This is a genomic window from Herpetosiphon giganteus (assembly GCF_016907925.1).
GTDB lineage: Bacteria > Chloroflexota > Chloroflexia > Chloroflexales > Herpetosiphonaceae > Herpetosiphon > Herpetosiphon giganteus.
Window position 1 is genome coordinate 73,736 of the sequence record NZ_JAFBCZ010000001.1, and the last position, 22,593, is coordinate 96,328.

The window sequence follows — 22,593 nt, forward strand, 5'->3', positions numbered from 1 at the left end:
AGTTATCGCAACCCAGTGCAGCGGCGGCCAAGCCGCCCTTGCTCCAAGGTGAGGAGCGCATCACAACGAAGCGCTCCCCAGGGTTTATTTTTGCTTACGCGTCCGCACGATAAAGCGCTCGGTGCGGGGGTTGTGGCGGGTCTTTTTGCCCATTGCTGGCTTGCCCCATTTAGTTTTGGGGTTCATCCCAGTTGGGGCGCGACCTTCACCACCACCGTGTGGGTGATCAACAGGGTTCATTGCTGAACCACGCACGACTGGGCGACGGCCCAACCAGCGGCTGCGACCAGCTTTCCCAATCATGATGTTTTGGTGATCAACGTTGCCGACTTGACCCAAGGTAGCCATACACTTGATGTGCACCATGCGCATTTCGCCAGATGGCAAACGCACTGTGGCGTAATTCCCTTCGCGGGCCATCAATTGGGCGGTGTTACCAGCACTCCGCACCATTTGGCCACCACGACCGGGGGTCAATTCGATGTTGTGAATTTGCGAACCGATTGGGATGTTGGCCAATGGCAAAGCGTTACCAACGCGAATTTCGGCGTTGGGGCCAGCCATCAACATATCGCCAACTTTCAAGCCCAATGGGGCAATGATATAGCGCTTTTCGCCGTCGGTGTAGTGCAACAACGCGATATTCGCTGAGCGGTTTGGATCGTACTCGATCCCCGCTACTTTTGCTGGAATATCAAATTTCTTGCGCTTGAAATCGATCAAGCGATAGCGGCGCTTGTGGCCACCACCACGGTGACGGGTGGTGATGTGGCCGTGGTTGTTACGGCCAGCATGTTTTTTTAAGGGTTCGGTAAGTGCTTTTTCTGGCTCGAACTTCGTGATTTCTGCGAAGTCCGAGACAGTCATGCCACGCCGACCCGGCGATGTCGGTTTATAGCGTTTGATGCCCACTGCGTAACCTCCTAGAGATCTTCGAAGATTTCGATCCGTTCGCCTGGAGCCAAGGTAACGATGGCTTTTTTCCAACTGCGGCTGTAGCCACTTTGTTGGCCATTGCGAGTACGGCGAACTTTCAACTTACCCTTGACATTCATGGTGTTAACAGCTTTCACGTTGACGTTGAAAATCTGTTGCACAGCAGCCTTGATCATCGGCTTGTTGGCTTCTTGTGCCACCTCGAACGTGTATTTGCCCTCTTCCATCAACGCCGTATTTTTTTCGGTGATGACAGGGCGAATAATAATATCGTGCGCGTTCATCGGTTGCATCTCCTACTTTTTGCCCAGAATTGTTTCAACAACGCTGAGTGCCGACTTGGGCAAAATCAAGGTGTCGTAGTTCAACAGATCCCGAACATTCAGGTAGGCTGCCAACAAGGTCTTGACATTTGGCAAGTTGCTGGTTGATAACGTGATGTTATCGCTCTTTTCACCCAAGGCCACCAGCGTTTTTTCGCCGACTAAAGGCAAGTTTTTCAACAACGCCAAGAAGTCTTTGGTTTTTGGTGCATTCATGCTCAAATCATCTAAGAAAATGATTTGGTTGTCTGCGTATTTGACCGAAAGCGCCGAGCGTACTGCCAAGCGACGCATTTTGCGTGGCATATCTTTGGTGTACTTGCGGGGCTTTGGCCCGTGAACAACACCACCACCTGAGTGATGGGGGGCGCGAATAGCGCCTTGGCGAGCGCGACCGGTACCTTTTTGGCGATACAACTTGCGCGTGCTACCACGTACTTCACCACGAGTCTTGGTACTGTGAGTGCCCAAACGTGCATTGGCCAGTTGGCGAATGACTGCTTGGTGCATCACGGGAATGTTAGGCTCGATGCCGAAGATGTAGTCTTGCAGCTCAAGCGTGCCGATAGCTTGACCGGCTTGGTTATAAAGCTTGGCTTCCATGCGTCAACTCCTATTTCTTCGTGGCCTTAGCTGCCCGTGAGACCATCACCAAACCATTCTTAGCGCCTGGCACTGAGCCCTTCACTAAGATTACGTGGCGTTCAAGGTCAATTTTTACCACTTCCAAATTTTGAACGGTTACGCGATCATTGCCCATACGGCCTGCCATACGCATGTTTTTCCATACGCGGCCTGGCGTGGTACCTGAACCAATCGAGCCTGGGGCGCGATGGCGGTCGCTTTGACCGTGGGTTGCTGGGCCACCACGGAAACCGTGGCGCTTAACAACACCAGCAAAACCGCGACCTTTGCTTGTGCCGACGACATCAATCTTTTCGCCGAGTTGGAAAATATCAACATTTACCACGTCGCCGACAGTGTGTGCGTTCAAGTCGGTGGTTTTCACTTCGCGCATGAAGCGAACCAGCCGACCAGCAGCTTTCAGGTGTCCTTGGATTGGCTTCGTTACTTTTCGTGGTTTGATTTCGCCGAAGCCGAGTTGGACTGCTTCATAGCCATCCTTGTCCTTGGTGCGAAGTTGGGTGACCACACATGGGCCAGCTTCGATCACGGTGACAGGAATGGTTTCACCTTTTTCGGTGAAGATCTGGGTCATGCCAATTTTGCGACCCAAAATACCATTGAGCATTGGTTACTCCTTAGTCCATAGCGTGCGGAGCCTCTGGGCGACCAAGCCCAGCCGTATTGGCTATGGCTCCAAGCGGGATTCCCGATTAGAGCTTAATTTCAATATCCACACCAGCGGGCAAGTTCAGCTTCATCAAAGCATTGATCGTTTGCTGGCTTGGATCGATCACGTCGATCAGACGTTTGTGGGTCCGAATTTCGAACTGTTCTTGGCTGTCGCGGTCAATGAAGGGTGAGCGCAACACGCTGTATTTTTCGATCTTGGTCGGCAACGGCACTGGGCCAGCGACCTGGGCACCGGTGCGTTCTGCCGCATCCACGATCTGGCGTGCCGACTGATCCAAGATCTTGTGGTCATACGCCTTGAGGCGAATGCGAACTTTTTGCTTTGCCAACGTCATTACTCCTAAGCGCAAAAGAAGGCAGGTGTGACGGGCACACCTGCCAGCCGTTTTATAGCTTATGCGATGATTTCGGTCACGATACCAGCACCCACGGTGCGGCCACCTTCACGAATCGCAAATTTCAAGCCTTGTTCGATAGCAACCGGAACGATCAACTCCACCGTCATTTGGATGTTGTCGCCTGGCATCACCATTTCCACGCCTTCGGGCAAGCCAATCGCACCCGTCACGTCCGTCGTTCGCACGTAGAACTGTGGGCGATAGCCACTGAAGAATGGGCTGTGGCGGCCACCTTCTTCTTTCTTCAACACGTACACTTCGGCTTTGAACTTGGTGTGGGGCTTGATCGAGCCTGGTTTTGCCAAGACTTGACCGCGTTCCACGTCCGTCCGTTCAATCCCGCGCAAGAGTGCCCCCACGTTGTCGCCGGCGCGACCTTCGTCCAGCAACTTCTTGAACATTTCCACGCCGGTCACGGCGGTGGTGCGTACGTCTGGGCCCATCCCGATGATTTCAATCGTATCGCCAACTTTAACGATCCCGCGTTCGATCCGACCAGTCACCACGGTACCGCGGCCTTTGATCGAGAACACGTCTTCGATGGGCATCAAGAATGGTTTGTCGATAGCGCGTTCTGGCGTTGGGATATAGTCGTCAACCGCTTGCATCAATTCTTGGATTGATTGATACTCGGGTTGGCTCGCATCGGTTGATGCGCTATCCAATGCGCCTTTCGCTGAGCCGCGCACGATCGGAATTTCGTCGCCCGGGAAGCCGTATTTGGTCAGCAACTCGCGCAATTCCATTTCGACCAGTTCGAGCAACTCAGGGTCGTCCATCATGTCGACTTTGTTCAAGAAGACCACCATCGCGGGCACTTCGACTTGGCCAGCCAAGAGGATGTGTTCGCGGGTTTGGGGCATCGGGCCGTCGGGTGCCGACACCACCAAGATCGCACCGTCCATTTGGGCAGCGCCGGTGATCATGTTTTTGATATAGTCGGCGTGGCCTGGGCAGTCGACGTGGGCATAGTGGCGATTTTCGGTTTCGTACTCAACGTGCGAAATCGAAATCGTAATCCCACGTGCGCGTTCTTCTGGGGCATTGTCGATTTGATCGAAAGCGCGGAATTCAGCGCGGCCACGGAGTGCCATGGTTTTGGTGATGGCAGCAGTCAAGGTGGTCTTGCCGTGGTCAACGTGTCCGATCGTCCCAATGTTGATGTGGGGCTTATTCCGCTCAAACTTTTGCTTAGCCATGTCGTTTGTGGCTCCTGCTATTACAAATACCGTTAGCCGCTGACAAAAAGACAACGGAACAGGAATGGAAAATTGGTAGTCGCGCCCTGCGGCCCCTTAATTGACCATTCCCTACGTGGTTCTACGTTATGGTGTGCGGGGTACACTTACCCAGATAAAGTTGACTTGTTTAAATGTCACAACTCGCACGAAAGCCGATTATAACACACCTTTTAGCGGAAACGCAAATAACCGCTTGCAAACAATCTTGGCTTGTTAATCGAGCGTTGGCGGGAGCACGTGCGAATCGAACACACCAACGCTATTCGTCATAGCGCCGACCAATTTTGAAGACTGACGAGGCCACCAGACCCCATGTACTCCCATCAGCAACAGTACCACGAAGCGCTGGTTTGATCAAAAGAGCGATAGTTGTTGGATTGGTGCTGGCGGCGTTGGCAAGGGATAATCAACGCCGCGCGCAACCAACGCTTGAGCCAACATCTCGCACATTTCTGGCGAACGCTCTTCAACGGGGCAATGCATAAACGCATAAACTGTTAGGCCGTCGCTCAGCATGGCCACAATCGTATCAGCCCATTGCTCCAGCAGCGGACGATCAATCGCCAAATCGGGGTGGCCCATAAAGCGCAACAACACAAATGGCGCAGTTACATCAACATGATAAGGAACTGTGGGCTTTTTACGCCGCGCATCTAAAATGACTTGATCCGTGGTTGCCCCAGTGTTAATCGGTCGCACATCGACCAACACTCGCCCAGCCCCATGCTCAGCCAACAGGCCATTCAAACGCTGGGCTGCTTGCGACGCAAACCAACCGCGATGGCGCACCTCAACCGCCAAAGGCACAGTCCGATCCCAAGCCGCGAGCCAGGTTTGCAAATCGCCAAATTGGGCAGGGCTATAGCTTGGGCCAAGTTGCAGAAAAATCGGGCCAAGTTTTTCGCCCAAGAATTGCATTTGGGCCACAAAGGCCTTGGTTGCAGCAATCTGCTGGGTTAAATTGCCGCTATGGCTAATTGCTCTCGGCACTTTTGGGCAAAAACGAAAATTGCTCGGCGTATCGCTGGCCCAACGCGCAACCGTCGGCTGGTCGGGCACTGCATAAAACGTCGCGTTAATTTCCACCGTCGTCAGCCGTTCAGCATAGGCCTTGAGCATATCGCCATTGCTCGTGCCAGTAGGCAAAAATTGGCCAACCCAAGGCCGGTAGCCCCAAATCGCACAGCCAAGATACATATTCGACATTGGATACACTCCCCGCTACAATGAGCGTAGCATCATAACCCCGAAACCGCCAAGCCATACCACGTCAATGGAGCCTGTGGTAGGTCGGCAGCGCAGAGGAGCCTCTATGAAACAGCGAGTTGTCATCACCGGAATCGGGATTTGCAGCGCCCTTGGGAATGATATTGAAACGTATTGGGCCGCCTTGCTCGCTGGTCAAAGTGGGGTTAAACCACTGCCCGAGCTAGCACCCTATAAAGATCCGGTGGTTGGTGGCGCAACCCCCGAGTTACCGCTACTCACCAGCCATCGTCGCCAACCAGATCGCATGATCACCTTGGCCCACCACGCCGTGGAGCAAGCCATCGCTATGGCCCAAGGCCTACCCCAAGATACCGCCGTCTTATGGGGCACAGGCTATACCACGATTTCAACCATCGAAGCCTGTTATGAAAATTGGTTTACTAATGGCAAAGTACGTGCCGATACCGTGCCAGCCTGTATGCCAGCCGCCGTGCTGCCACACCTCTGCACGGTCTTCGATTTACACGGCCCTAGCACGTTAATTTCGGCAACCTGCGCCTCTGGCTTGCAAGCAATTGGCATCGCCGCCGATTTGATTCGGGCTGGCGTAATTGAAACCGCTGTTGCAGGAGCATCCGATGCGCCACTAACCAAAGGTATGTTTGCTGCCTGGAAACCACTGCGCGTGCTGGCAACCGATCTGAGCGACCCAAATCGGGCTTGTCGTCCATTTAGCGCCGATCGCAATGGCTTAGTGCTGGCCGAAGGTGCTGGAGCCTTTGTGCTCGAAAGCCTTGAGCATGCCCAAGCCCGCAAGGCACCGATTCTGGCCGAGATCGTTGCTTCTGCTGCTACGACGGCCAGCGGCAGCATCGTCGCACCCGATTTGGAGCATCAGACATTAACATTAACCAAAGCCTTACAACGGGCCAATATGAGCATTCACGATGTCGATTATATTAATGCTCATGCAACGGGTACCAAGCTTGGCGATGCAGCTGAAGCAGCAACCATCAAGGCCGTCTTTGGCCAACGAGCGCAGCATGTGCCAATCTCCGCCATCAAAGGCGCAACCGGCCATGCGATGGGTGCAAGCTCGGCGCTCGAAGCCATTGCCACCATCTTAGCCTTGCGCGATCAAATCTTGCCGCCAACCATCAATTGGCAAGCTGGCGACCCTGATTGCGATTTGGATTTTGTGGTTGAAGGCGCACGCAAGCAGCCAATTAATCTCGCCGTTAAAGAATCGTTTGGTTTTGGTGGCTCAAACGCTGTTTTAGTGCTACGTCGCTGGGTATAATTGACGCAGCAAATTTGCCACCAGTATAATTTCTCTTACGCAGCACCAGCGAATTGGAGGGCCAATGGCAGCCGATAAAGACGCATTATTAAAAGAATTGCGTGACCAACAAGACCGCATTCGTCGCCAAATGACCGAACTCGATGCCTTGATTCGCCAAAATCAAGCAGAAGTCGATAAAATGTCGCAACGCGAAATGTCAGTTTCCAGCCGCCGTCGCGATATGGAAGTCAATTTCGAGCGCTACGAAAAAGTTGATATTAAAAATTTCTATACCTCAGCCCAAGAGGTGCAAACCCGCGTGCAAATGATGCGCAGTCAAGTTGAGCAATTGCAAACCAAGCAACAATTGCTGCGCGAGCAACAAGATACGCTGCAAAAATTGATTCAAAGCCTCGATGAAGTCAGCGTTGTCGCCGAAACAACCATCTCGAATTTGCCCCAAGTTGACCCACAAGAGCAAATTGCGGCAATTATTCAGGCCCAAGAAAAAGAGCGCCTGCGGATTTCGCTACAAATGCACGATGGCCCAGCTCAATCGATGAGCAACTTGGTGCTCCGTGCCGAAATTTGCGAACGCTTTCTTGACCACGATACTAATCAAGCACGCTCAGAGATGGCCAGCCTCAAAACTGCCATCAATACGGTGTTGCAAGATACGCGGCGGTTTATCTTTGATCTGCGTCCGATGACCCTTGATGATCTTGGTTTGCTGCCGACGCTCAAACGCTATGGCCAAGAATTTGGCGATAAAAACGGCATTGAAATCAATCTTATGGTGCAAGGCTTGGAATCACGCTTGCCAAGCCATTATGAAGTAACCATTTTCCGCTTTGTCCAAGAAGCCTTGAATAATGTCCAACGCCATGCCAATGCATCGCATGTTCGCATTATCCTTGAGGCCGACCCAAGCAAAATTCAGATTGCAATTGAGGATGATGGCGCTGGTTTTCATGTGGCCGAAACCCTCAATGATCCCACTGGCAAGCGCAATATGGGTATCGCCAGCCTCCGCCAACAAGCAGAAGTCTTGTTGCGCGGCCAAATGGGCATAGAAAGCACGGTAGGCCGGGGTACGCGGGTTGTGGCAGTGGTGCCTGCACCCTAGTCACCCCTAACGATAGTACTAACATCCTATTGTCGTTCAGACTCGGGTCGGATATGATGTCCACATCGTAATTATTTTCTTTCTCTCAAGGAGAACCGCAATGTTTCGTTCATTTTTTGCTAAAGAAGAAGGCCAAGGCTTGGTTGAATACGCTTTGATCCTCGCCTTGATCGCTATCGTCGTTATCGCTGTTTTGACCTTGCTTGGCAAGAACGTCAACAACAAATTGGGTACCGTCGCTAGCGCCTTGAACTAGTTCTTCTCCGAAGAATCTACAAAACCAGCACCAATCGGTGCTGGTTTTGCTTTTAACATTCTTATGGTCATGCCGTAGACTCTCCTAAGCCTCTGATTTATGCCATAACCCATGGTTGATTGAAACCCACCCCGATCGATAGTACCAACATCCTATTGTCGTTAAGGCTTCGGTCAGATATTATGCTCACATCGTAATTATTTTCTTTCTCTCAAGGAGAACCGCAATGTTTCGTTCATTTTTTGCTAAAGAAGAAGGCCAAGGCTTGGTCGAGTACGCTTTGATCCTCGCCTTGATCGCTATCGTCGTTATCGCTGTTTTGACCTTGCTTGGCAAGAACGTCAACAACAAATTGGGTACCGTCGCTAGCGCTTTGAACTAGTTCTTCTCCGAAGAATCTACAAAACCAGCACCAATCGGTGCTGGTTTTGTGTTTAACGACTTGTTCGCCAGCTCTACTTTCAGTCATTGACTGATCGAAGCGATGCTTAACCGCGATAGAGCAACGCTAAGCGTTCGCGCGTCGCAGCTGGAATTGCCTCTGGTGCAGTCATTACTGCATGCGCCAATGCTGAATGCGCTGGATAAACCGCCGCAGGATCGATCAGCGGAATTAAGGCAGCAATCGTGTTTTGGGCTGCCGTCACATTACGGTTGATAGTTTCGACAACCATAGCTGCAGTTACATTATCATGCTCGGGATGCCAGCAATCGTAATCGGTTACTAACGAAAGATTGGCATAGGCAATTTCCGCTTCACGGGCAAGCTTAGCCTCTGGCAATAAGGTCATGCCAATTATCGAGCAACCCCAACTGCGATATAGCTCCGACTCAGCTTTGGTCGAAAACTGCGGCCCTTCCATACAACAATAGGTGCCACCATCGTGCACAGTTGTGCCGCTTGCAGCATGCGCTGCTTGGCACACCAAAGCACTCAGATGGGGGCAAACTGGATCACCAAATGCCACATGCGCTACAATTCCTTCGCCAAAAAAGGTCGCTGGGCGCACACCCTTCGTCCGATCAATCGCCTGATCAGGAATGACTAAATGGCCAGGCACCAATTCTTCGCGTAAGCTGCCAACCGCACTCACACCAAGAATAAAACGCACGCCCAATTGTTTGAGCGCATGAATATTAGCCCGATAGGGCACTTCTGAAGGCGTGAAGCGATGGCCACGACCATGGCGCGGCAAAAAGGCCACCCGTTGGTCAGCCAAATTGCCCACAATCACTGCATCGCTGGGTTCTCCAAATGGCGTAGTTAGTTGTATTTCGCTGCGGTCGGTCAATGCTTCCATCGCATAAAGCCCACTACCGCCAATAATTCCAATGCTAATTGGTTCCATACGCTACCTCCTGTTGTTTATTGGCCTAGTATAGCAGAGCACACACCAAAAGCCCCATCACCTAGGTGATAGGGCCAGCAATTATTGATCGATCAGGGCTACGCGCCTAACGCCAACTGTTTTTCATTTTTTTTTAGATACTGGGCCACTTTATTGACTAAAACTTCATAGTCGATGGGTTTTTCGAGATGATCGATACAGCCAGCAGCAGTCGCTCGCGATAGCTCGTTATAGGTTGTGTGGCCAGTCACCGCAATCACTGGAATATGTGAGTAGCGGCTTTCGGCTTTTAATTCGGCGGTTGCCGTCCAACCATCCTTAACTGGCATCGCCATATCCATCAACACCAAATCGGGAGTTGTGTTGTGCACTTTATCAAGCGCATCTTGGCCATTGACGGCGCTAATCACGCTATAGCCATTCAACGATAACATTTGTTGGAGCAAGAAGCGGTTATCGCCATTATCATCAACAACTAAAATCATCCCCATGGGAAGCCTCCTAAGTTGGTTGGGTATCAGGCCACAACGCTCGAACTAACCAATGGCGATGCTGCCATCACCAATGGCGATTCCGCTTGCGCTGGGCATTGAACAGGTATTTGCAATGTAAAGGTCGAGCCAACATTGGGGCAGCTTTCGACGTTGATTGTGCCACCAAGCATCGCTGCAAGTTGTTGACTCAGCGCCAAGCCCAAACCAGTCCCGCCATAGGTGCGGGTGGTCGATTCGTCAGCTTGGACAAATGGCTTAAATAAGCGCCGTAATTGTTCGGGAGCCATGCCAATGCCAGTATCGCTAACCACAAAAACCAGCCATGGCTCGTTGGCTCGCTGTTCATCCCACACGCGCAGGGTTACAGTGCCAGCTTCGGTAAATTTAATCGCATTGCTCAACAAGTTGAATAAAATCTGGCGAATTTTGCCAGCATCGCTATACACCACGCTGTTACTTGCAAAATCAGTGTTGAGTTGATCAAAGCGCGCTTCAGCAAGCGGCTGCACAATTCCCATCACTTCATCAACCAAGCTAGCAAGCTGCACTTCGCCAAGATCAAGATTCATCTTGCCATGCTCAATTTTGGAGAAATCGAGTACATTTGAAACCAGCGTCAGCAGATGTTTGCCCGCCAAACGAATCCGCTCCAGCTGCGGTAACACATCATCTTGGCCACGGGCTTTGGCTCCAAGATGCAGCAGCTGGGTATAACCCAAAATTGCGTTCAGCGGCGTGCGCAACTCGTGGCTCATGGTTGCCACAAACATACTTTTGGCTTGGCTAGCAGCTTCTGCTGCTGCCTGAGCGCGCAACGCAGTTTCCTCGGCCTGTTTGCGGCGAATAATATCTTCGGTTAGTTGTTGCTGTACATACAAACTTTCGGCCAGCTCAGCATTGCGCAGCTCAAGCATATCGCGATGTTCGCGCAGGCTGCGCACCATGCTGTTGAAGTTGTTGGCCAAGGTTTGCAGCTCGTCGCCGCCACCAACTTGAACCATCCGATCAAGATCGCCACCAGCGACCGCGACCGTGGCATCGGTCAACTTGCGAATTCGCCGCGCAGTGCGCGTCGCCAACAACAAGCCAATCGCGCCTGAGAGCAGCACAGTAAAGGCAATTTGGCCATAAATCACCAATCGCGATGATTCAAAAGTTTGCCCAACCGAAGCCAAAGCGTTGTTAGCTTGATTTTGGCTCAGCTGGCCCAAAATATCGGTTGCACTCAGCACATCTTCGTAGTAGGGATTAAGCCGATTGAGCACTGGCTGAACGCTGCCAGTATTGCCGAGTCGGGCAGTTGGCAAAAATTGCTCATTCGTCGCTTGGACAAAACGCTGCCACGCCATGGAGACAGCATTGAGCGTTTCGCCTTCGACCATGCTGGTATCAAGCTGTTGGTATGCAGTGAAGGCCGTGCGCATATCTTGCTCAAGCGTTTGCATTTCACCTTCGATACGCGCTTTATCGGCAACACTGTTGTTGATAATATATTCAAGCTGCAAGGCATGATATTTGGTGCTAATAAAATTAATTCGATCGCTCAAATCAAGCGAAGGAATGGTAATTTGTTCGATCATCGAGGCTTTTTGGAAAACGCTGCTAAAGCCATTTAACGCAAAAATGCCCAAGGCGATCATGAGGGCCAAATCGAGGGCAATTGAACCAAGCAATTTTGTGCGAAACGAAAGCCGCATTGCTACTCTCCCTCTAGCTCAAGCAAGCGTTCAATCGAAACCCCAATTTGCGAGCCACCCTCGAACATCGAGCCAAGTTTGCGTTGTTGCACCCGCTCTTGGGCAAATTGATAAGCGCGGGTTGGCAAGGGCACATATTTCACCGCAGCCACCACGCGCGGTAAATCGCTCAGGTAAAAATCAACAAAGGCAGCAACTTCGGCCCGATCCAAGGCATCGGCGCGAACATAGATAAAAATTGGCCGTGAAAGCGGCTGATATGAGCCATCGGCAATTGTTTGCTCGGAAGGCAACACACAGCCATTGCCTGCATCGATTGCGACCAATTTCAAGCTATTTTGGTATTCGCGATAGTAGGCATAGCCGAAATAACCCAAGCCATTGGGATCGCCAGCAATATCTTGGGCAATCAAATAATCGTCTTCGCTGCTGATCACATCGCTACGGCTTGAGCCTTCGCTGCCAACAATCGCGCTGGTAAAATAATCAAAGGTGCCTGAATCTTGGCCAGCGCCATACAATTGCACGGTTGTGGTTGGCCAAGTCGCACGAACCATGTTCCAAGCAGTGATGGTATTGGTTGCTGCTGGTTGCCAAAGCGTGTTCAGCTCCGCTAGCGTAATACATTCGAGCCAGGTATTATTGGGGTTGGTAACTAACGAAAGGCCATCAAAGGCCACAGGAATTTCGACAAAATCAATCTGATTAGCGGCACACTCGGCGGCTTCGCTTTGTTTGATTGGCCGCGAAGCATCGGAGATTGCCGTTTCTCCAGCACAAAACTTCTTAAACCCGCCACCAGTGCCGCTTACGCCTAATTGCACTTGTACATTGGGCGCAATATGGGCAAAATCACGCGCAATTGCTTCGGTAATGGGAAACACCGTACTTGAGCCATCGATCACAATTGAGCCGCGCAACGTAGGGTTGGCGGTTACTGCAGGCGACGGGGTTGCTTGCGCGAGCGTCGTTGGTGGGGGAGTCGCGGTTGCGGGGAGGCTTGTAGCCGTTGGTTGGGCGGTGTTTGCACCACAGCCAGCCAGCGTCAATAGGCAGCAAAGCAAAAGAAATCGTTGTAGCACAGCCACACTCCACAAACTATACAGCTTGTAGGGTAGTAGCCAAATGTTAAGTGTTGGTCATATCGAGGTTAAGAATCGGCAAAATGACGATGTGATCCATTCCCTCACCCCCAGCCCCCTCTCCCACTGGACGCGGGCGAGGGGAGCACCCGTTTTTACCAACGAATTCCCTCACCCCAACCCCTCTCCCGTTCGACGGAAGAGGGATTGGGGTGAGGGAATCGTAAACTATCGACCTAGTATTTTGCTTACTTGACGGTCAACGTACCCTTCATGCCAGCGGTGTAGTGAGCAGGATAGGTACAGATAAAGCTATAGGTACCTGGTTGCAGGCTCACAGTAAAGGTATCGCTTGCGCCAGTTGCAATCGTTTTGCTATGGCCCAACGATTTGTCGGCTGGTGGCAAGAAGTCGGGAGCTGAAGCCATTGAGGCATCAACTGCTGGTTGTTCGTCGCCAGCTTTGACAATGACCACGTTGTGGGCCAAAGCACCTGGGTTATTGAACGTAACGGTTACTTCGCCAGCAGCTGCTTCAACTGCGGTGGTTTTATAGGCCAAGGTGCCACCATCAGCGGCATCGATTGTCACTGCTGAGCCACCGCCCCCGGTGCTTGGTGCGCTGGTTGCAGCGCCGTTATTTGTAGTTGGGGCTGGAGTTGCTTTTTCTTCGCCACAAGCGGCTAAAGTCAGTGAAACGACGAGCAAGAGTGCAAAACTCAACTTCTTCACAGAAGCATCCTTTCAAATGTTATCATTAAAACAACCGTTGGCGTTATGGCAACGGCTGGAAGGCTCACATTGAGTATACCATCCCCCCATGGGGCTGGGTATCAGGTATTAACCTGATTGTAGAAATAAGCACAAGGATTTGCTAATTTTCTAGCTTGGGTTAAGCCTGCGCAGCTTCATCGTTTCTTCATAGCTTAACTATGGTGAGAATTGGCTTAAACGCAGCTAAAAAAGCAGGTTTTTGGCCCAAGGTTATGGTATTATCCACAACAGAAAGCTTGGGCTACCCGTTGTTGACGTGCGAGGTTCACCTTGGAAACAAATAGTAGCGATGTACGCCGCGCAGGCGAGGCCTTGCAAAGCCTCGTTGGTGAAGTAGGAAAAATTGTTGTTGGGCAGCGGGCCTTAGCTGAACGCATCTTGATTGGTTTGTTGGCCAATGGTCACTTATTAATTGAAGGTGTGCCAGGTTTGGCCAAAACCTTGATGGTCAAAAGTATGGCCGAAGGGATTCATGCCCAATTTGAACGGATTCAGTTTACCCCCGATTTGTTGCCTGGCGACTTGATTGGGACGCAAATTTACAATCAACGAACTGGCGATTTTTCAATTAAAAAAGGGCCGATTTTTACCAACTTTTTGCTGGCCGACGAAATTAACCGTGCGCCGGCCAAAGTGCAAAGCGCCTTGCTCGAAGCCATGCAAGAGCGCCAAGTGACAATTGGCTCGGATACCTTTAAATTGCCCCACCCATATTTGGTGATGGCAACCCAAAACCCAATCGAAAACGATGGAACCTACCCCTTGCCAGAAGCGCAAGTTGACCGTTTTATGCTCAAAGTTGTGGTCGATTACCCTACCCGCGAAGAGGAATACGAAATTCTCAATCGCATGACTGGGGCCAGCACACCCAAAATGAGCACAACCATGACGATCGAAGAGCTTGATAACGCGCGCAAGATTTTCCATCAAATTTATATTGACGATCGGGTCAAACATTATATTTTGGATTTGGTGTTTGCCACCCGTAAGCCAGAGCAATATGGCTTGGCCCAAATCAAGCCCTACATCGAATTTGGTGCATCGCCACGGGCAACTATCTTTATGACCTTGGCCGCCAAAGGCGCTGCCTTCTTGCAAGGCCGCGCCTATGTCACGCCCGATGATGTTAAGCACATGGCCTTGGATGTGTTGCGCCACCGCTTGATTGCAACCTATGAAGCAGAAGCCGAAAATATCACGTCGGAAAACTTGGTCGCCCAAATTCTCAATCGCGTGCGGGTGCCGTAGAACATAGAACATAGAGCATAGAGCATAGGGATCAGGATTCAGGGGTCAGAGACTAGTAAGGAACTGACATCGGATTTTGGGGTATGAAACCTTCGCGTGCTTCGTGATCTTAGCGGTTCCAAGCTTCGTGCACTTCGTGTCCTTCGTGGATCAATTGCGGATACATCATGAACTTACAAGAACTCATGCGCCAAGTGCGCTTCATTGAATTGAAAACGACCAAGTTGGTAACTGGTGTGTTTGCTGGCATGTATATGAGCAGCTTCAAGGGGCGTGGCGTTGAGTTCGATGAAATTCGCGAATACGAACCTGGCGATGATGTCCGCGCGATCGATTGGAATGTGACCGCGCGCACAGGCCGTCCGTTTATCAAACGCTTTGTTGAAGAGCGCGAGATGACTGTGATGCTGCTGGTTGATATGAGCGCTTCGGCAGACTTCGGCACAACCCGCAAACTCAAACGCGAGCTAGAAGCAGAATTGTGCGCAACCTTGGCCTTTTCGGCAGTGCGCAACAACGATCGCGTGGGCATGCTGTTGTTTACCGAAGAAGTTGAGCGCTTTGTGCCACCGCGCAAAGGCCGCAACCATGTGATGCAAATTGTGCGCTCGCTGCTTACCATCGATCCCAAACATCGCGGCACCAACATTACCAAAGCCTTGGATTACCTGAATAATGTGGTCGAAGGCAAAGCCTTGGTGTTTATCATCTCGGATTTTCGTTCGTTGGACAATTGGATTCGCCCGTTGCGGATTACTGCTCGTCGCCATGATGTGGTGGCGGTTCGGGTTGAAGACCCACGCGAACGCAAATTGCCCAAAGTTGGCTTGGTGCGATTGCAAGATGCAGAAACCGGCCAAGAGTTAGTTGTCGATTTGCGCAACGAAAAATTACGCACCATGTTTGAACAACAAGCAGAAGCCCAGCATCAAAGCCATGTGGCCGAGCTGCGCGCGCTTGGCGTTGATCATATGAGTTTACAAACCGATGGACGCTATGCTGATTCATTGCAAAGCTTCTTTAATCGGCGGATGAAACGCCGTGAACGCGGCTAGAGGAACAGCTATGGCAAAATTGTGGTGGTTATTAGGATTAAGTTGTTTGCTCTGGATTGCGCCGGTCGCAGCCGCCGAGCCAGCCGTAGCCGTGCGCGCCCAACTCAACCGCACCAAAATTACGGTTGGCGATTTGGTCGAGTACGAATTGCAAGTGACCACGCCCAACGGCTTTAAAAGCGAACTTCCAGCCATGCCAACCAAAACCTTTGGCGAATGGGAAGTGCGCGAGTGTGCGCCCTTGAGCGAAACAACCGTCGCCGAGGGGCTGCGCCAAGGCTGGCGCTGTCAATTAACCAACTGGGATGTGGGCATTCATGCCTTTCCAACTCAATTGGTCAAAATAACCAACCCCGATGGAAGCACTGGCCGCGCCAATACACAGCCAGTCAGCGTCGAAGTGGCTTCGGTGCTTGATGAAAATGCCCAAGATATTAAACCATTGAAACCACAATTGATTATGAATGAACAAGCAAATTATTTATTGATCATCGGGCTTTCGTTGTTGGCAGTGTTGGTTGCTGGCTTTGCAGTGTGGGCCATTAACTACTTCCGCAAACATCGCCCAGTGCCCGTGCCAGCCGCCGTCCCGCAGCCTGTCCGCGATCCATTTGGCATCGCCATGGCCGAGCTTGAGCGAATTCGCGGCTTAGGTTTGATCGATCAAGGCCGAATTGTTGAGCATTATGCCTTGATTGCTGATGTGCTGCGAACCTTCATTACCGATCGGTTCTCGGTACCTGCGCTAGAGCGAACCACGAATGAAGTGCGTTTGGCGCTCTCGCATCCAAGCATGCAACAACGCCGCGATCAATTATTGATTTTGTTGGCTGAATCCGATGGCGTGAAATTTGCCCGCCAATTGCCAAACCCAATCGAAGCCCACGCCATGATCGATAATGCCCGCCAAGCAATTTTGGCAACACGCTGAACGAAAGGATGAAGGATGAATTATGAGGGATGAAAACGAAAGGATGAAGGATGAATTATGAGGATGAAAATATATTGATTGAGATACGATTTAAATTATTTGACGATTGATCGACGGTACAGGTTATGAAGATGGTTCATTCATCCTTCATCCCTCATCCCTCATCCTTAGATTAGAGTTGCTTATGACATTTGCTTATCCGTTGTTATTTTGGTTGTTGCCGATTGTGCCGATTGTTTGGTGGGCTATGTATCGCCGCAGTCGGGGCGAAGTCGTCACCATGCGTTTCTCCGATTTGGGTATGCTGCGCGGGGTCAAACCATCGTGGCGCATTCGCATGCGGCCATTGCTGATTTCGCTGCGCGCGGCGGCGCTGGGCTTGTTGGTCGTCGTCTTGTCGCGACCACAATATGCCCAAAGCTCCGAGCGAGTTGTGCGCGAAGGGATCGATATTCAGCTAGCTTTAGATATTTCGCTGAGTATGAAGGCTGGAGATTTCGATCCCAAAGATCGAATTACCGTGGCCAAAGAAGTCATTGCCGAGTTTATCAAAGGTCGCAAAGATGACCGGATTGGCTTGGTGGTTTTTTCGGGCAATGCCTTTACACAAGTTCCATTGACGCTTGATTATGACTTTTTGCAAACCTTATTGAGCCAAGTGCAAACAGTGCGTCGCCCTGATGGAACGGCGATTGGCACTGCCTTGGCCCACTCGGTCAATGGCTTGCGCAACAGCACTACCAAAAGTAAAGTCGTGATTTTGCTAACCGACGGCTCAAGTAATCGTGGCGATATTGAGCCAGCCCAAGCTGCCGAAATTGCGCGCGCCTTGGATGTGCGGGTTTACACGATTTTGGTCGGCAAACCAGGCGGCGGTGAATATCCCGTCCATGATGCTTGGCGCGATGAAACCTACCTAATTCCAGCGCCAACCGCCGAAGATGAAGTGGCATTGCGCGACATTGCCGAACAAACTGGTGGGATTTTCTTTCGCGCTGGCGATGAGCAAGGTTTGCGCGATGTCTACGACACGATCGATAAAATGGAACGCTCGCAAGTTGCCAGCGAAAAATTGGTTCGCTACACCGAGGCTTGGCAACCATGGGCCGCCGGCGCATTGTTGCTCTTGATGATTGAAATTTTGCTACGCAATACGATCCTACGGAGTATTGGCTAATGGCACTTGTTCCTGCAAATTTGTGGCTCTTATTGGTCTTGTTACCCTTGGCTGGCGTGTTTTGGCTCGCTCGCCGTGCCGAAGAGCGCGATCGGGCGGCATTGGGCGATCCTGGGCTAATTGCTTCGTTGCTTTCGATGTTGCCACAGCGCCAACGCCGCATTCGCATGGCCTTGCAACTGAGCGCTGTCGGCTTAATTATTGTGGCCTTAGCGCGTCCAGTGTGGGGCAGCGGCGACGAAACGCTCAAGCGCAGCGGCTTGCAAGTGCTGATTTTACTTGATGGCTCGCGCAGTATGGCCGCGCAAGATGTTCGGCCCTCGCGAATCGATGCCAGCAAACGGATTGTGCTGGCAATGCTTGATCGCTTAGACGGCAATCAGGTGGGCATGCTGATGTTTGGTTCTTCGAGCTACGTGCAATTTCCCTTGACCAGCGACCTTGCTGCGGCCCGCTCCTTGGTCGAGCCAATCAATCCGCGCGGGCTTTCGCTTGGTGGCACTGATGTTGAAGAAGTCATCACCGAGGGCTTGCGCTCGTTTCCAATTGGCCAAGTCGAAGGCCGCACGATGATTTTGATTACCGATGGTGGCGACTCCGACCCACAAGCTGATGGTGAGGCGGTTGCAGCCGCTCGTGAAGCCGCCAAAATGGGCCTGACAATTCATACAATTGGCATGGCAACCGAGTCTGGAGGCCAGATTCCAGTCTATGATGACCTTGGTAACATTAGCTATGTCGAAGATCAAGGCCAACGGGTGATTAGCAAGCTCAACCAGCCATTGCTTGAGCAAATTGCCTCGGCAACTGGGGGAACTTACTTCGACGGTAGTTCGTTAGATCTCGACAAGTTGCAAACAGCGCTCGAACAAAGCGCACCTGTCGATATGGCCGATCAAACCAGACGAATTTATAGCGAGCGGTTTTATCTTTTCGCAGGGCTTGCTTTTATCTTATTGGTTCTTGATGTCTATGTTGGGCGCTTGGATCAAGGAAAGGTGGCTACAGCATGAAACGAACACCAGCGATTGTGAGCACGGGCTTGCTGTTAGTAGCCCTCACTGGTTGTGGCGCACCGTCTGCCGCCGATATGAATGCAGAGGGCAACGCACTCTACGAGCAGGGTGTTTATGGCCAAGCGCTCAATCAATATAAAGAAGCAGCCTTGATGGCTCCTGATCGGCCCGAGCCGCATGTTAATTTGGGCAATACCCGCTATCAAATGGGCGATTATTTAGGCGCGGTCGAAGCCCCAAATGCTGCCTTGCAAACTGCCGACCCAGCCACCCAAGCGATTATCTATTACAACCAAGGCAATGCCCATTTTCGGCTCGAAGAGCTTGATCAGGCGATTGATGCTTATAAAAAAACCCTACGCATCAACCCCGATGATCTTGATGCCAAATATAATCTGGAGCTAGCCCAAAAAATTCAAGAGCAACAGCAACAACAGCAACAACAAGCGCAGAATCAGCAAGATCCCAATCAGCAGCAGCCACAGGATGGCCAGCAAGATCCCAATCAGCCGCCCCAAAATGGCCAAGAACCACCTGAGCAAGAGCCTGGCGGCGGTCAACAACCACCAGAACGACCTGAAGCGCCGCCATCAAGCATCAGTCCTGGTGAAGCAGAGCGTCAGTTAGACCAATTAAAACGTAGCGAAGATCGCAATCGTGAGGATCTTTACGATAATTATGCGGTTGGCGCAGATGGTAATCCCACCGATAACCAAGGTGGCGATGACGAAGGCTGGTAGGATTTAGGCCAATTGGCGAGCCAGCGTGGGTGCAATATCTTCGCTGGCATAAAAACGTTGTTGGCTATATTCCAACACGCTTTGCCACGATGGATAGCGATAGATTGGATCGGCCACGTGAATATAACTTGGGGCGGTTGCGCGGGCTTTGATCAAGGCATGGCCGCCATATTGGGTCAATGATTGGCCCTGCCCGCCCCCAACCCAATGCCCCTGCAAAAATTGCCAAGCCTGATGCAACATCACCTGCGGGCTGGCCACGCGATACAAACTCCCCTCACCAAAACCCGTTGCCCGATAAATCTGGCGCTCAGGATCGCTATAGATTGGAATTGGCAAGCGATAGAGCCGCGCAAATGCTTGGGCTGCTGCTGGCTCGGCCATCGTAATTACTGCCAAATTAATATCCAACATGCGAAACGCCGTGGTGTACTCATACAAATCAAGCAAATTGCTGCGACACACCGCGCAGCCTGGATGGCGCAAAAAAACCAAGAGCGCCGCTTGATCGCGCCATAATGAGCCAAAGGGTAAACTCTGATTATACATATCGCGAATTGAAATCAGGGGCAGGGCTGTATCCATCGCTAGGTTCCTCGTAGCTTAAATTGGAGCAGTATAGGCATACGATAGCATTGCCCGACACACAATAGTAGGTAACATTATGGTTAACTTCGGCTAGTTCTTTTGATCTAGTTTAGCCGTAACACTTAGTACTGATGGCCTAACCCGCGCACATTGCTAAACTTCTGGTATTGAAATGTTAGTTCTTTACTGGTGAGGTGTGGCAATGTTTCTGATTTTGCATATTATTGGAGCACTGGTGGCGCTGGGCACGGGCTTGGCGGCCTATCGCTGGCAAAATGGCACAAAAATTCACCGCTGGATTGGCAAAGGCTATTTGCTTGGCTGGGTTACGTTATTTAGCACTGGGATTATTATTAGCCGCCAAGGCATTACTGCGCCAGACGTACTCAATGGCTTAGGTATGGCTTCTGCGGCCTTTGCCTATGGCGTAATCTTCTTTCGCAAACGCTTGGGGCGGCGCTGGTTGCGCTTGCACTATCAATGGATGAGCCAATCGTATGCCTTTGTATGTGTCGCAACCCTGAACCAATTGATTGCTCGTATGGGCATTGAAATTACCTTTTTGATCTTTGCGGCTGAGGTTTCCTTGCCATTCTTTATCTTGCCGTATGTGGGCAAAAAGCTTGATCAACGCTATGGCTTTGCTTCCAAGCCCAACCCATTAGGCAATCCCGCCAGCAATTAGGCTCAACCATTGAGCAATTGCAAGCCCCTCGCCTATGCTATGGGCCAGGGGTTGGGCTAGGCAAGAATGCTATAGTATTGAGGCCGATTTAGCCGAGTAGATGGTTTATGATGCTTCCGGAATCAACCCCAACTGAACAACAAACCCAGCAAGATCGGATTCACGGCCAGAGTTTATCGTGGTCGGGAATTATCGCAGGGCTGGTAGCCTGTATCGTGCCGCTGATCATTGGGGTCAGCACTGGCAGCCTGTATGGTTGGCGCTTAGCAGTATATATTGCAGCAGGCAGCTGTTATTTTTTACTCAAACGCGTTTTCTGGGCCGAAACCGCATTTTGTTTGCGCATGCGGCGTTATCCACAATTGTTAATTAGCGTAGTTTTTGGCCTTGCAGCCTTGATGCAATTAATCAGCGGCGATTTTACGACCCAACCAATTGCCTTTATGGTGCCAATGGTGTTTATTGCCGGAACCTACCCATTGCCCAAAACCCTCGTGATTGCAGGCTTTATTTCTATTTTGATGAGTGCCTGTTTTATTTTAGCGGGCTTGCCACTCAATAGCATGGGCTTCTCTGGTTTATCGAGCCAAATCGTCTTGCTCTTATTTGTCACCTTGTTTGGCTATGTGACCAACCAATCGGTCTTGACCCGCCACCAAGTTGAGCAACTAGCCCAAGAGTTGGCCCAAGAACGTGATTATTTACGGCAACTCAGTGCAAGCACCGCCGCGTTATCGAGCGAAGTTGAATTAAGTCGGGTTTTGGCCCAAGTGGCCGAGGCAGGCCGCACCCTGGCCAATGCCCAAGCGGTAACAGTTGCGCTACGCGAAGATAGCGAATGGCGAATTGCGACCAGCATTGGCAGCCCCGAACCAAACCAACATAGTCTCGAAATAGCGCTGCATGCCAAGGGCGAAGCAATTGGGCGTTTGACCTGCTGGAGTGCTGAGCCAGCCAATGCAGCCTTGCGCCAAGCGCTTCAGCCATTTGCCGATGCTGCTGCGTTGGCAATTTATAATGCCCAGCTTTACGAACAAGCCCGCTTCTCGGCAACCCTCGCCGAACGCAACCGCCTCGCGCGCGATTTTCACGATACGCTAGCCCAGCAATTAACTGGGTTGCGTTTGCAAATTGAGGCTGGCATGCGCAATCTGCATCAACCAGAAAAAGCCCAAATTCGCTTGCAAAAAGCCTACGATTTGGCCTTGGCGGCCTTGCACGATTTGCGCCGCAGCGTCTGGAATTTATCTGCACCAGCGATTGATGGACGGGTACTCAACGATGTGCTGGCCGAATTGGTGGATACTTTTCATCAGCGCACCAATATTCAAAGCCAATATAGCCACGATGGGCAGGAGTTGAACTTGCCCAGCGAGATGGCGATTCAGGTGCTGCGGGTGGTCAATGAAGCGCTGAGCAATGTCGAGAAGCATGCGCAAGCCCAGCATGTAGCAATTCGCTCAACAGTTGCTGCGGGCCAATTGCAAATTACGGTCAGCGATGATGGTCAAGGCTTTGAACTCGCCACGGTGCAACAAACCGCAAGTGGAGGCTTTGGCCTCACCAGCATGCGCGAACGCACACAGCTGATTCATGGTACGCTCTCGATTCAAAGCCAGCCAACCGCTGGCACGCTGTTGACCTTGTGTTTGCCGTTGTAAATCTTGGGG

Annotated in this window: 25 protein-coding genes and 1 tRNA gene; 12 read left to right on the top strand and 14 right to left on the bottom strand. The window is 51.4% G+C overall.

Going from position 1 to position 22,593, the window contains the following annotated elements; translation table 11 throughout:
* Positions 1-84: 84 nt before the first annotated feature.
* The 8 genes from rplB to JOD20_RS00410 form a co-directional block, all read right to left on the bottom strand.
* Positions 85-912, bottom strand: coding sequence for a 50S ribosomal protein L2 (gene rplB, locus JOD20_RS00375; protein ID WP_110514143.1), 828 nt, complete (start codon positions 910-912; stop codon positions 85-87).
* Between the two features lie 11 nt (positions 913-923).
* A complete protein-coding gene (gene rplW, locus JOD20_RS00380) occupies positions 924-1,220 on the bottom strand; it encodes a 50S ribosomal protein L23 (protein ID WP_012192435.1) in 297 nt (98 codons plus the stop codon).
* Positions 1,221-1,232: 12 nt separating this feature from the next.
* Positions 1,233-1,862: a 50S ribosomal protein L4 gene (gene rplD, locus JOD20_RS00385; RefSeq protein ID WP_054535854.1), complete on the bottom strand. Its 630-nt coding sequence runs from the start codon at positions 1,860-1,862 to the stop codon at positions 1,233-1,235.
* Positions 1,863-1,872: 10 nt separating this feature from the next.
* Complete coding sequence (rplC, locus tag JOD20_RS00390) at positions 1,873-2,511, bottom strand: 50S ribosomal protein L3 (protein WP_054535853.1); 639 nt, start codon at positions 2,509-2,511, stop codon at positions 1,873-1,875.
* Between the two features lie 85 nt (positions 2,512-2,596).
* The gene (rpsJ, locus tag JOD20_RS00395) at positions 2,597-2,905 is read right to left on the bottom strand and encodes a 30S ribosomal protein S10 (RefSeq protein WP_041307187.1); all 309 of its coding nucleotides are present in this window, start codon (positions 2,903-2,905) and stop codon (positions 2,597-2,599) included.
* 65 nt (positions 2,906-2,970) lie between these two features.
* Positions 2,971-4,173: an elongation factor Tu gene (gene tuf / locus JOD20_RS00400; protein WP_054535852.1), complete on the bottom strand. Its 1,203-nt coding sequence runs from the start codon at positions 4,171-4,173 to the stop codon at positions 2,971-2,973.
* A 267-nt stretch (positions 4,174-4,440) separates the two neighbouring features.
* Positions 4,441-4,537: transfer RNA gene (locus JOD20_RS00405), tRNA-Sec, on the bottom strand.
* Positions 4,538-4,569: 32 nt separating this feature from the next.
* Positions 4,570-5,421 carry a DUF72 domain-containing protein gene (locus JOD20_RS00410; protein ID WP_204753384.1) on the bottom strand — a complete coding sequence of 284 codons (852 nt, stop codon included), beginning with the start codon at positions 5,419-5,421 and terminating at the stop codon, positions 4,570-4,572.
* A gap of 106 nt (positions 5,422-5,527) precedes the next feature.
* Here JOD20_RS00410 and JOD20_RS00415 point away from each other — a divergent pair, with 106 nt between their 5' ends.
* The 4 genes from JOD20_RS00415 (at position 5,528) to JOD20_RS00430 (ending at position 8,470) form a co-directional block, all read left to right on the top strand.
* A complete protein-coding gene (locus JOD20_RS00415; protein ID WP_204753385.1) occupies positions 5,528-6,724 on the top strand; it encodes a beta-ketoacyl-[acyl-carrier-protein] synthase family protein in 1,197 nt (398 codons plus the stop codon).
* Between the two features lie 64 nt (positions 6,725-6,788).
* Positions 6,789-7,832 (top strand): sensor histidine kinase, encoded by a 1,044-nt coding sequence (locus JOD20_RS00420; RefSeq protein WP_110514139.1) that lies wholly within the window; start codon positions 6,789-6,791, stop codon positions 7,830-7,832.
* Positions 7,833-7,932: 100 nt separating this feature from the next.
* Positions 7,933-8,088: a Flp family type IVb pilin gene (locus tag JOD20_RS00425; protein WP_204753386.1), complete on the top strand. Its 156-nt coding sequence runs from the start codon at positions 7,933-7,935 to the stop codon at positions 8,086-8,088.
* A 226-nt stretch (positions 8,089-8,314) separates the two neighbouring features.
* Positions 8,315-8,470 carry a Flp family type IVb pilin gene (locus tag JOD20_RS00430; protein WP_204753386.1) on the top strand — a complete coding sequence of 52 codons (156 nt, stop codon included), beginning with the start codon at positions 8,315-8,317 and terminating at the stop codon, positions 8,468-8,470.
* A gap of 106 nt (positions 8,471-8,576) precedes the next feature.
* Here JOD20_RS00430 and mtnP read toward each other — a convergent pair whose 3' ends face one another.
* From mtnP to JOD20_RS00455, 5 genes are all read right to left on the bottom strand, one after another.
* Entirely contained in the window at positions 8,577-9,437 is an 861-nt protein-coding gene (gene mtnP, locus JOD20_RS00435) for an S-methyl-5'-thioadenosine phosphorylase (protein WP_204753387.1), read from the bottom strand.
* Between the two features lie 98 nt (positions 9,438-9,535).
* Positions 9,536-9,928 carry a response regulator gene (locus JOD20_RS00440; protein ID WP_204753388.1) on the bottom strand — a complete coding sequence of 131 codons (393 nt, stop codon included), beginning with the start codon at positions 9,926-9,928 and terminating at the stop codon, positions 9,536-9,538.
* A 26-nt stretch (positions 9,929-9,954) separates the two neighbouring features.
* Positions 9,955-11,628, bottom strand: coding sequence for a sensor histidine kinase (locus JOD20_RS00445; protein WP_204753389.1), 1,674 nt, complete (start codon positions 11,626-11,628; stop codon positions 9,955-9,957).
* Positions 11,629-11,630: 2 nt separating this feature from the next.
* Positions 11,631-12,710, bottom strand: a complete 1,080-nt coding sequence (locus tag JOD20_RS00450) for a phosphate ABC transporter substrate-binding protein PstS family protein (protein ID WP_204753390.1) — start codon at positions 12,708-12,710, stop codon at positions 11,631-11,633.
* A 248-nt stretch (positions 12,711-12,958) separates the two neighbouring features.
* On the bottom strand, positions 12,959-13,441 hold the full coding sequence (locus JOD20_RS00455) for a plastocyanin/azurin family copper-binding protein (protein ID WP_204753391.1): 483 nt from the start codon (positions 13,439-13,441) through the stop codon (positions 12,959-12,961).
* A 312-nt stretch (positions 13,442-13,753) separates the two neighbouring features.
* On the opposite strand from JOD20_RS00455, the gene JOD20_RS00460 reads away from it, so the two are divergent.
* The 6 genes from JOD20_RS00460 (at position 13,754) to JOD20_RS00485 (ending at position 19,650) form a co-directional block, all read left to right on the top strand.
* A complete protein-coding gene (locus JOD20_RS00460) occupies positions 13,754-14,731 on the top strand; it encodes an AAA family ATPase (RefSeq protein ID WP_239583658.1) in 978 nt (325 codons plus the stop codon).
* A 167-nt stretch (positions 14,732-14,898) separates the two neighbouring features.
* Complete coding sequence (locus tag JOD20_RS00465; RefSeq protein WP_110514133.1) at positions 14,899-15,786, top strand: DUF58 domain-containing protein; 888 nt, start codon at positions 14,899-14,901, stop codon at positions 15,784-15,786.
* A 10-nt stretch (positions 15,787-15,796) separates the two neighbouring features.
* Positions 15,797-16,717: a hypothetical protein gene (locus tag JOD20_RS00470; protein WP_204753392.1), complete on the top strand. Its 921-nt coding sequence runs from the start codon at positions 15,797-15,799 to the stop codon at positions 16,715-16,717.
* Between the two features lie 184 nt (positions 16,718-16,901).
* Positions 16,902-17,894, top strand: coding sequence for a vWA domain-containing protein (locus tag JOD20_RS00475; RefSeq protein WP_204753393.1), 993 nt, complete (start codon positions 16,902-16,904; stop codon positions 17,892-17,894).
* Positions 17,894-18,907, top strand: coding sequence for a vWA domain-containing protein (locus JOD20_RS00480; protein ID WP_204753394.1), 1,014 nt, complete (start codon positions 17,894-17,896; stop codon positions 18,905-18,907). The genes JOD20_RS00475 and JOD20_RS00480 overlap by 1 nt, the downstream gene beginning before the upstream one ends.
* The gene (locus tag JOD20_RS00485; RefSeq protein WP_204753395.1) at positions 18,904-19,650 is read left to right on the top strand and encodes a tetratricopeptide repeat protein; all 747 of its coding nucleotides are present in this window, start codon (positions 18,904-18,906) and stop codon (positions 19,648-19,650) included. Before JOD20_RS00480 ends, JOD20_RS00485 begins: the two co-directional genes overlap by 4 nt.
* Before the next feature lie 3 nt (positions 19,651-19,653).
* Here the strand turns inward: JOD20_RS00485 and JOD20_RS00490 are convergent, their stop codons facing one another.
* Positions 19,654-20,235, bottom strand: a complete 582-nt coding sequence (locus tag JOD20_RS00490) for an AhpC/TSA family protein (protein WP_204753396.1) — start codon at positions 20,233-20,235, stop codon at positions 19,654-19,656.
* Positions 20,236-20,440: 205 nt separating this feature from the next.
* Here JOD20_RS00490 and JOD20_RS00495 point away from each other — a divergent pair, with 205 nt between their 5' ends.
* Positions 20,441-20,923, top strand: coding sequence for a DUF2306 domain-containing protein (locus JOD20_RS00495; protein WP_204753397.1), 483 nt, complete (start codon positions 20,441-20,443; stop codon positions 20,921-20,923).
* 107 nt (positions 20,924-21,030) lie between these two features.
* Positions 21,031-22,584 carry a sensor histidine kinase gene (locus JOD20_RS00500; RefSeq protein ID WP_204753398.1) on the top strand — a complete coding sequence of 518 codons (1,554 nt, stop codon included), beginning with the start codon at positions 21,031-21,033 and terminating at the stop codon, positions 22,582-22,584.
* Positions 22,585-22,593 lie beyond the last annotated feature (9 nt).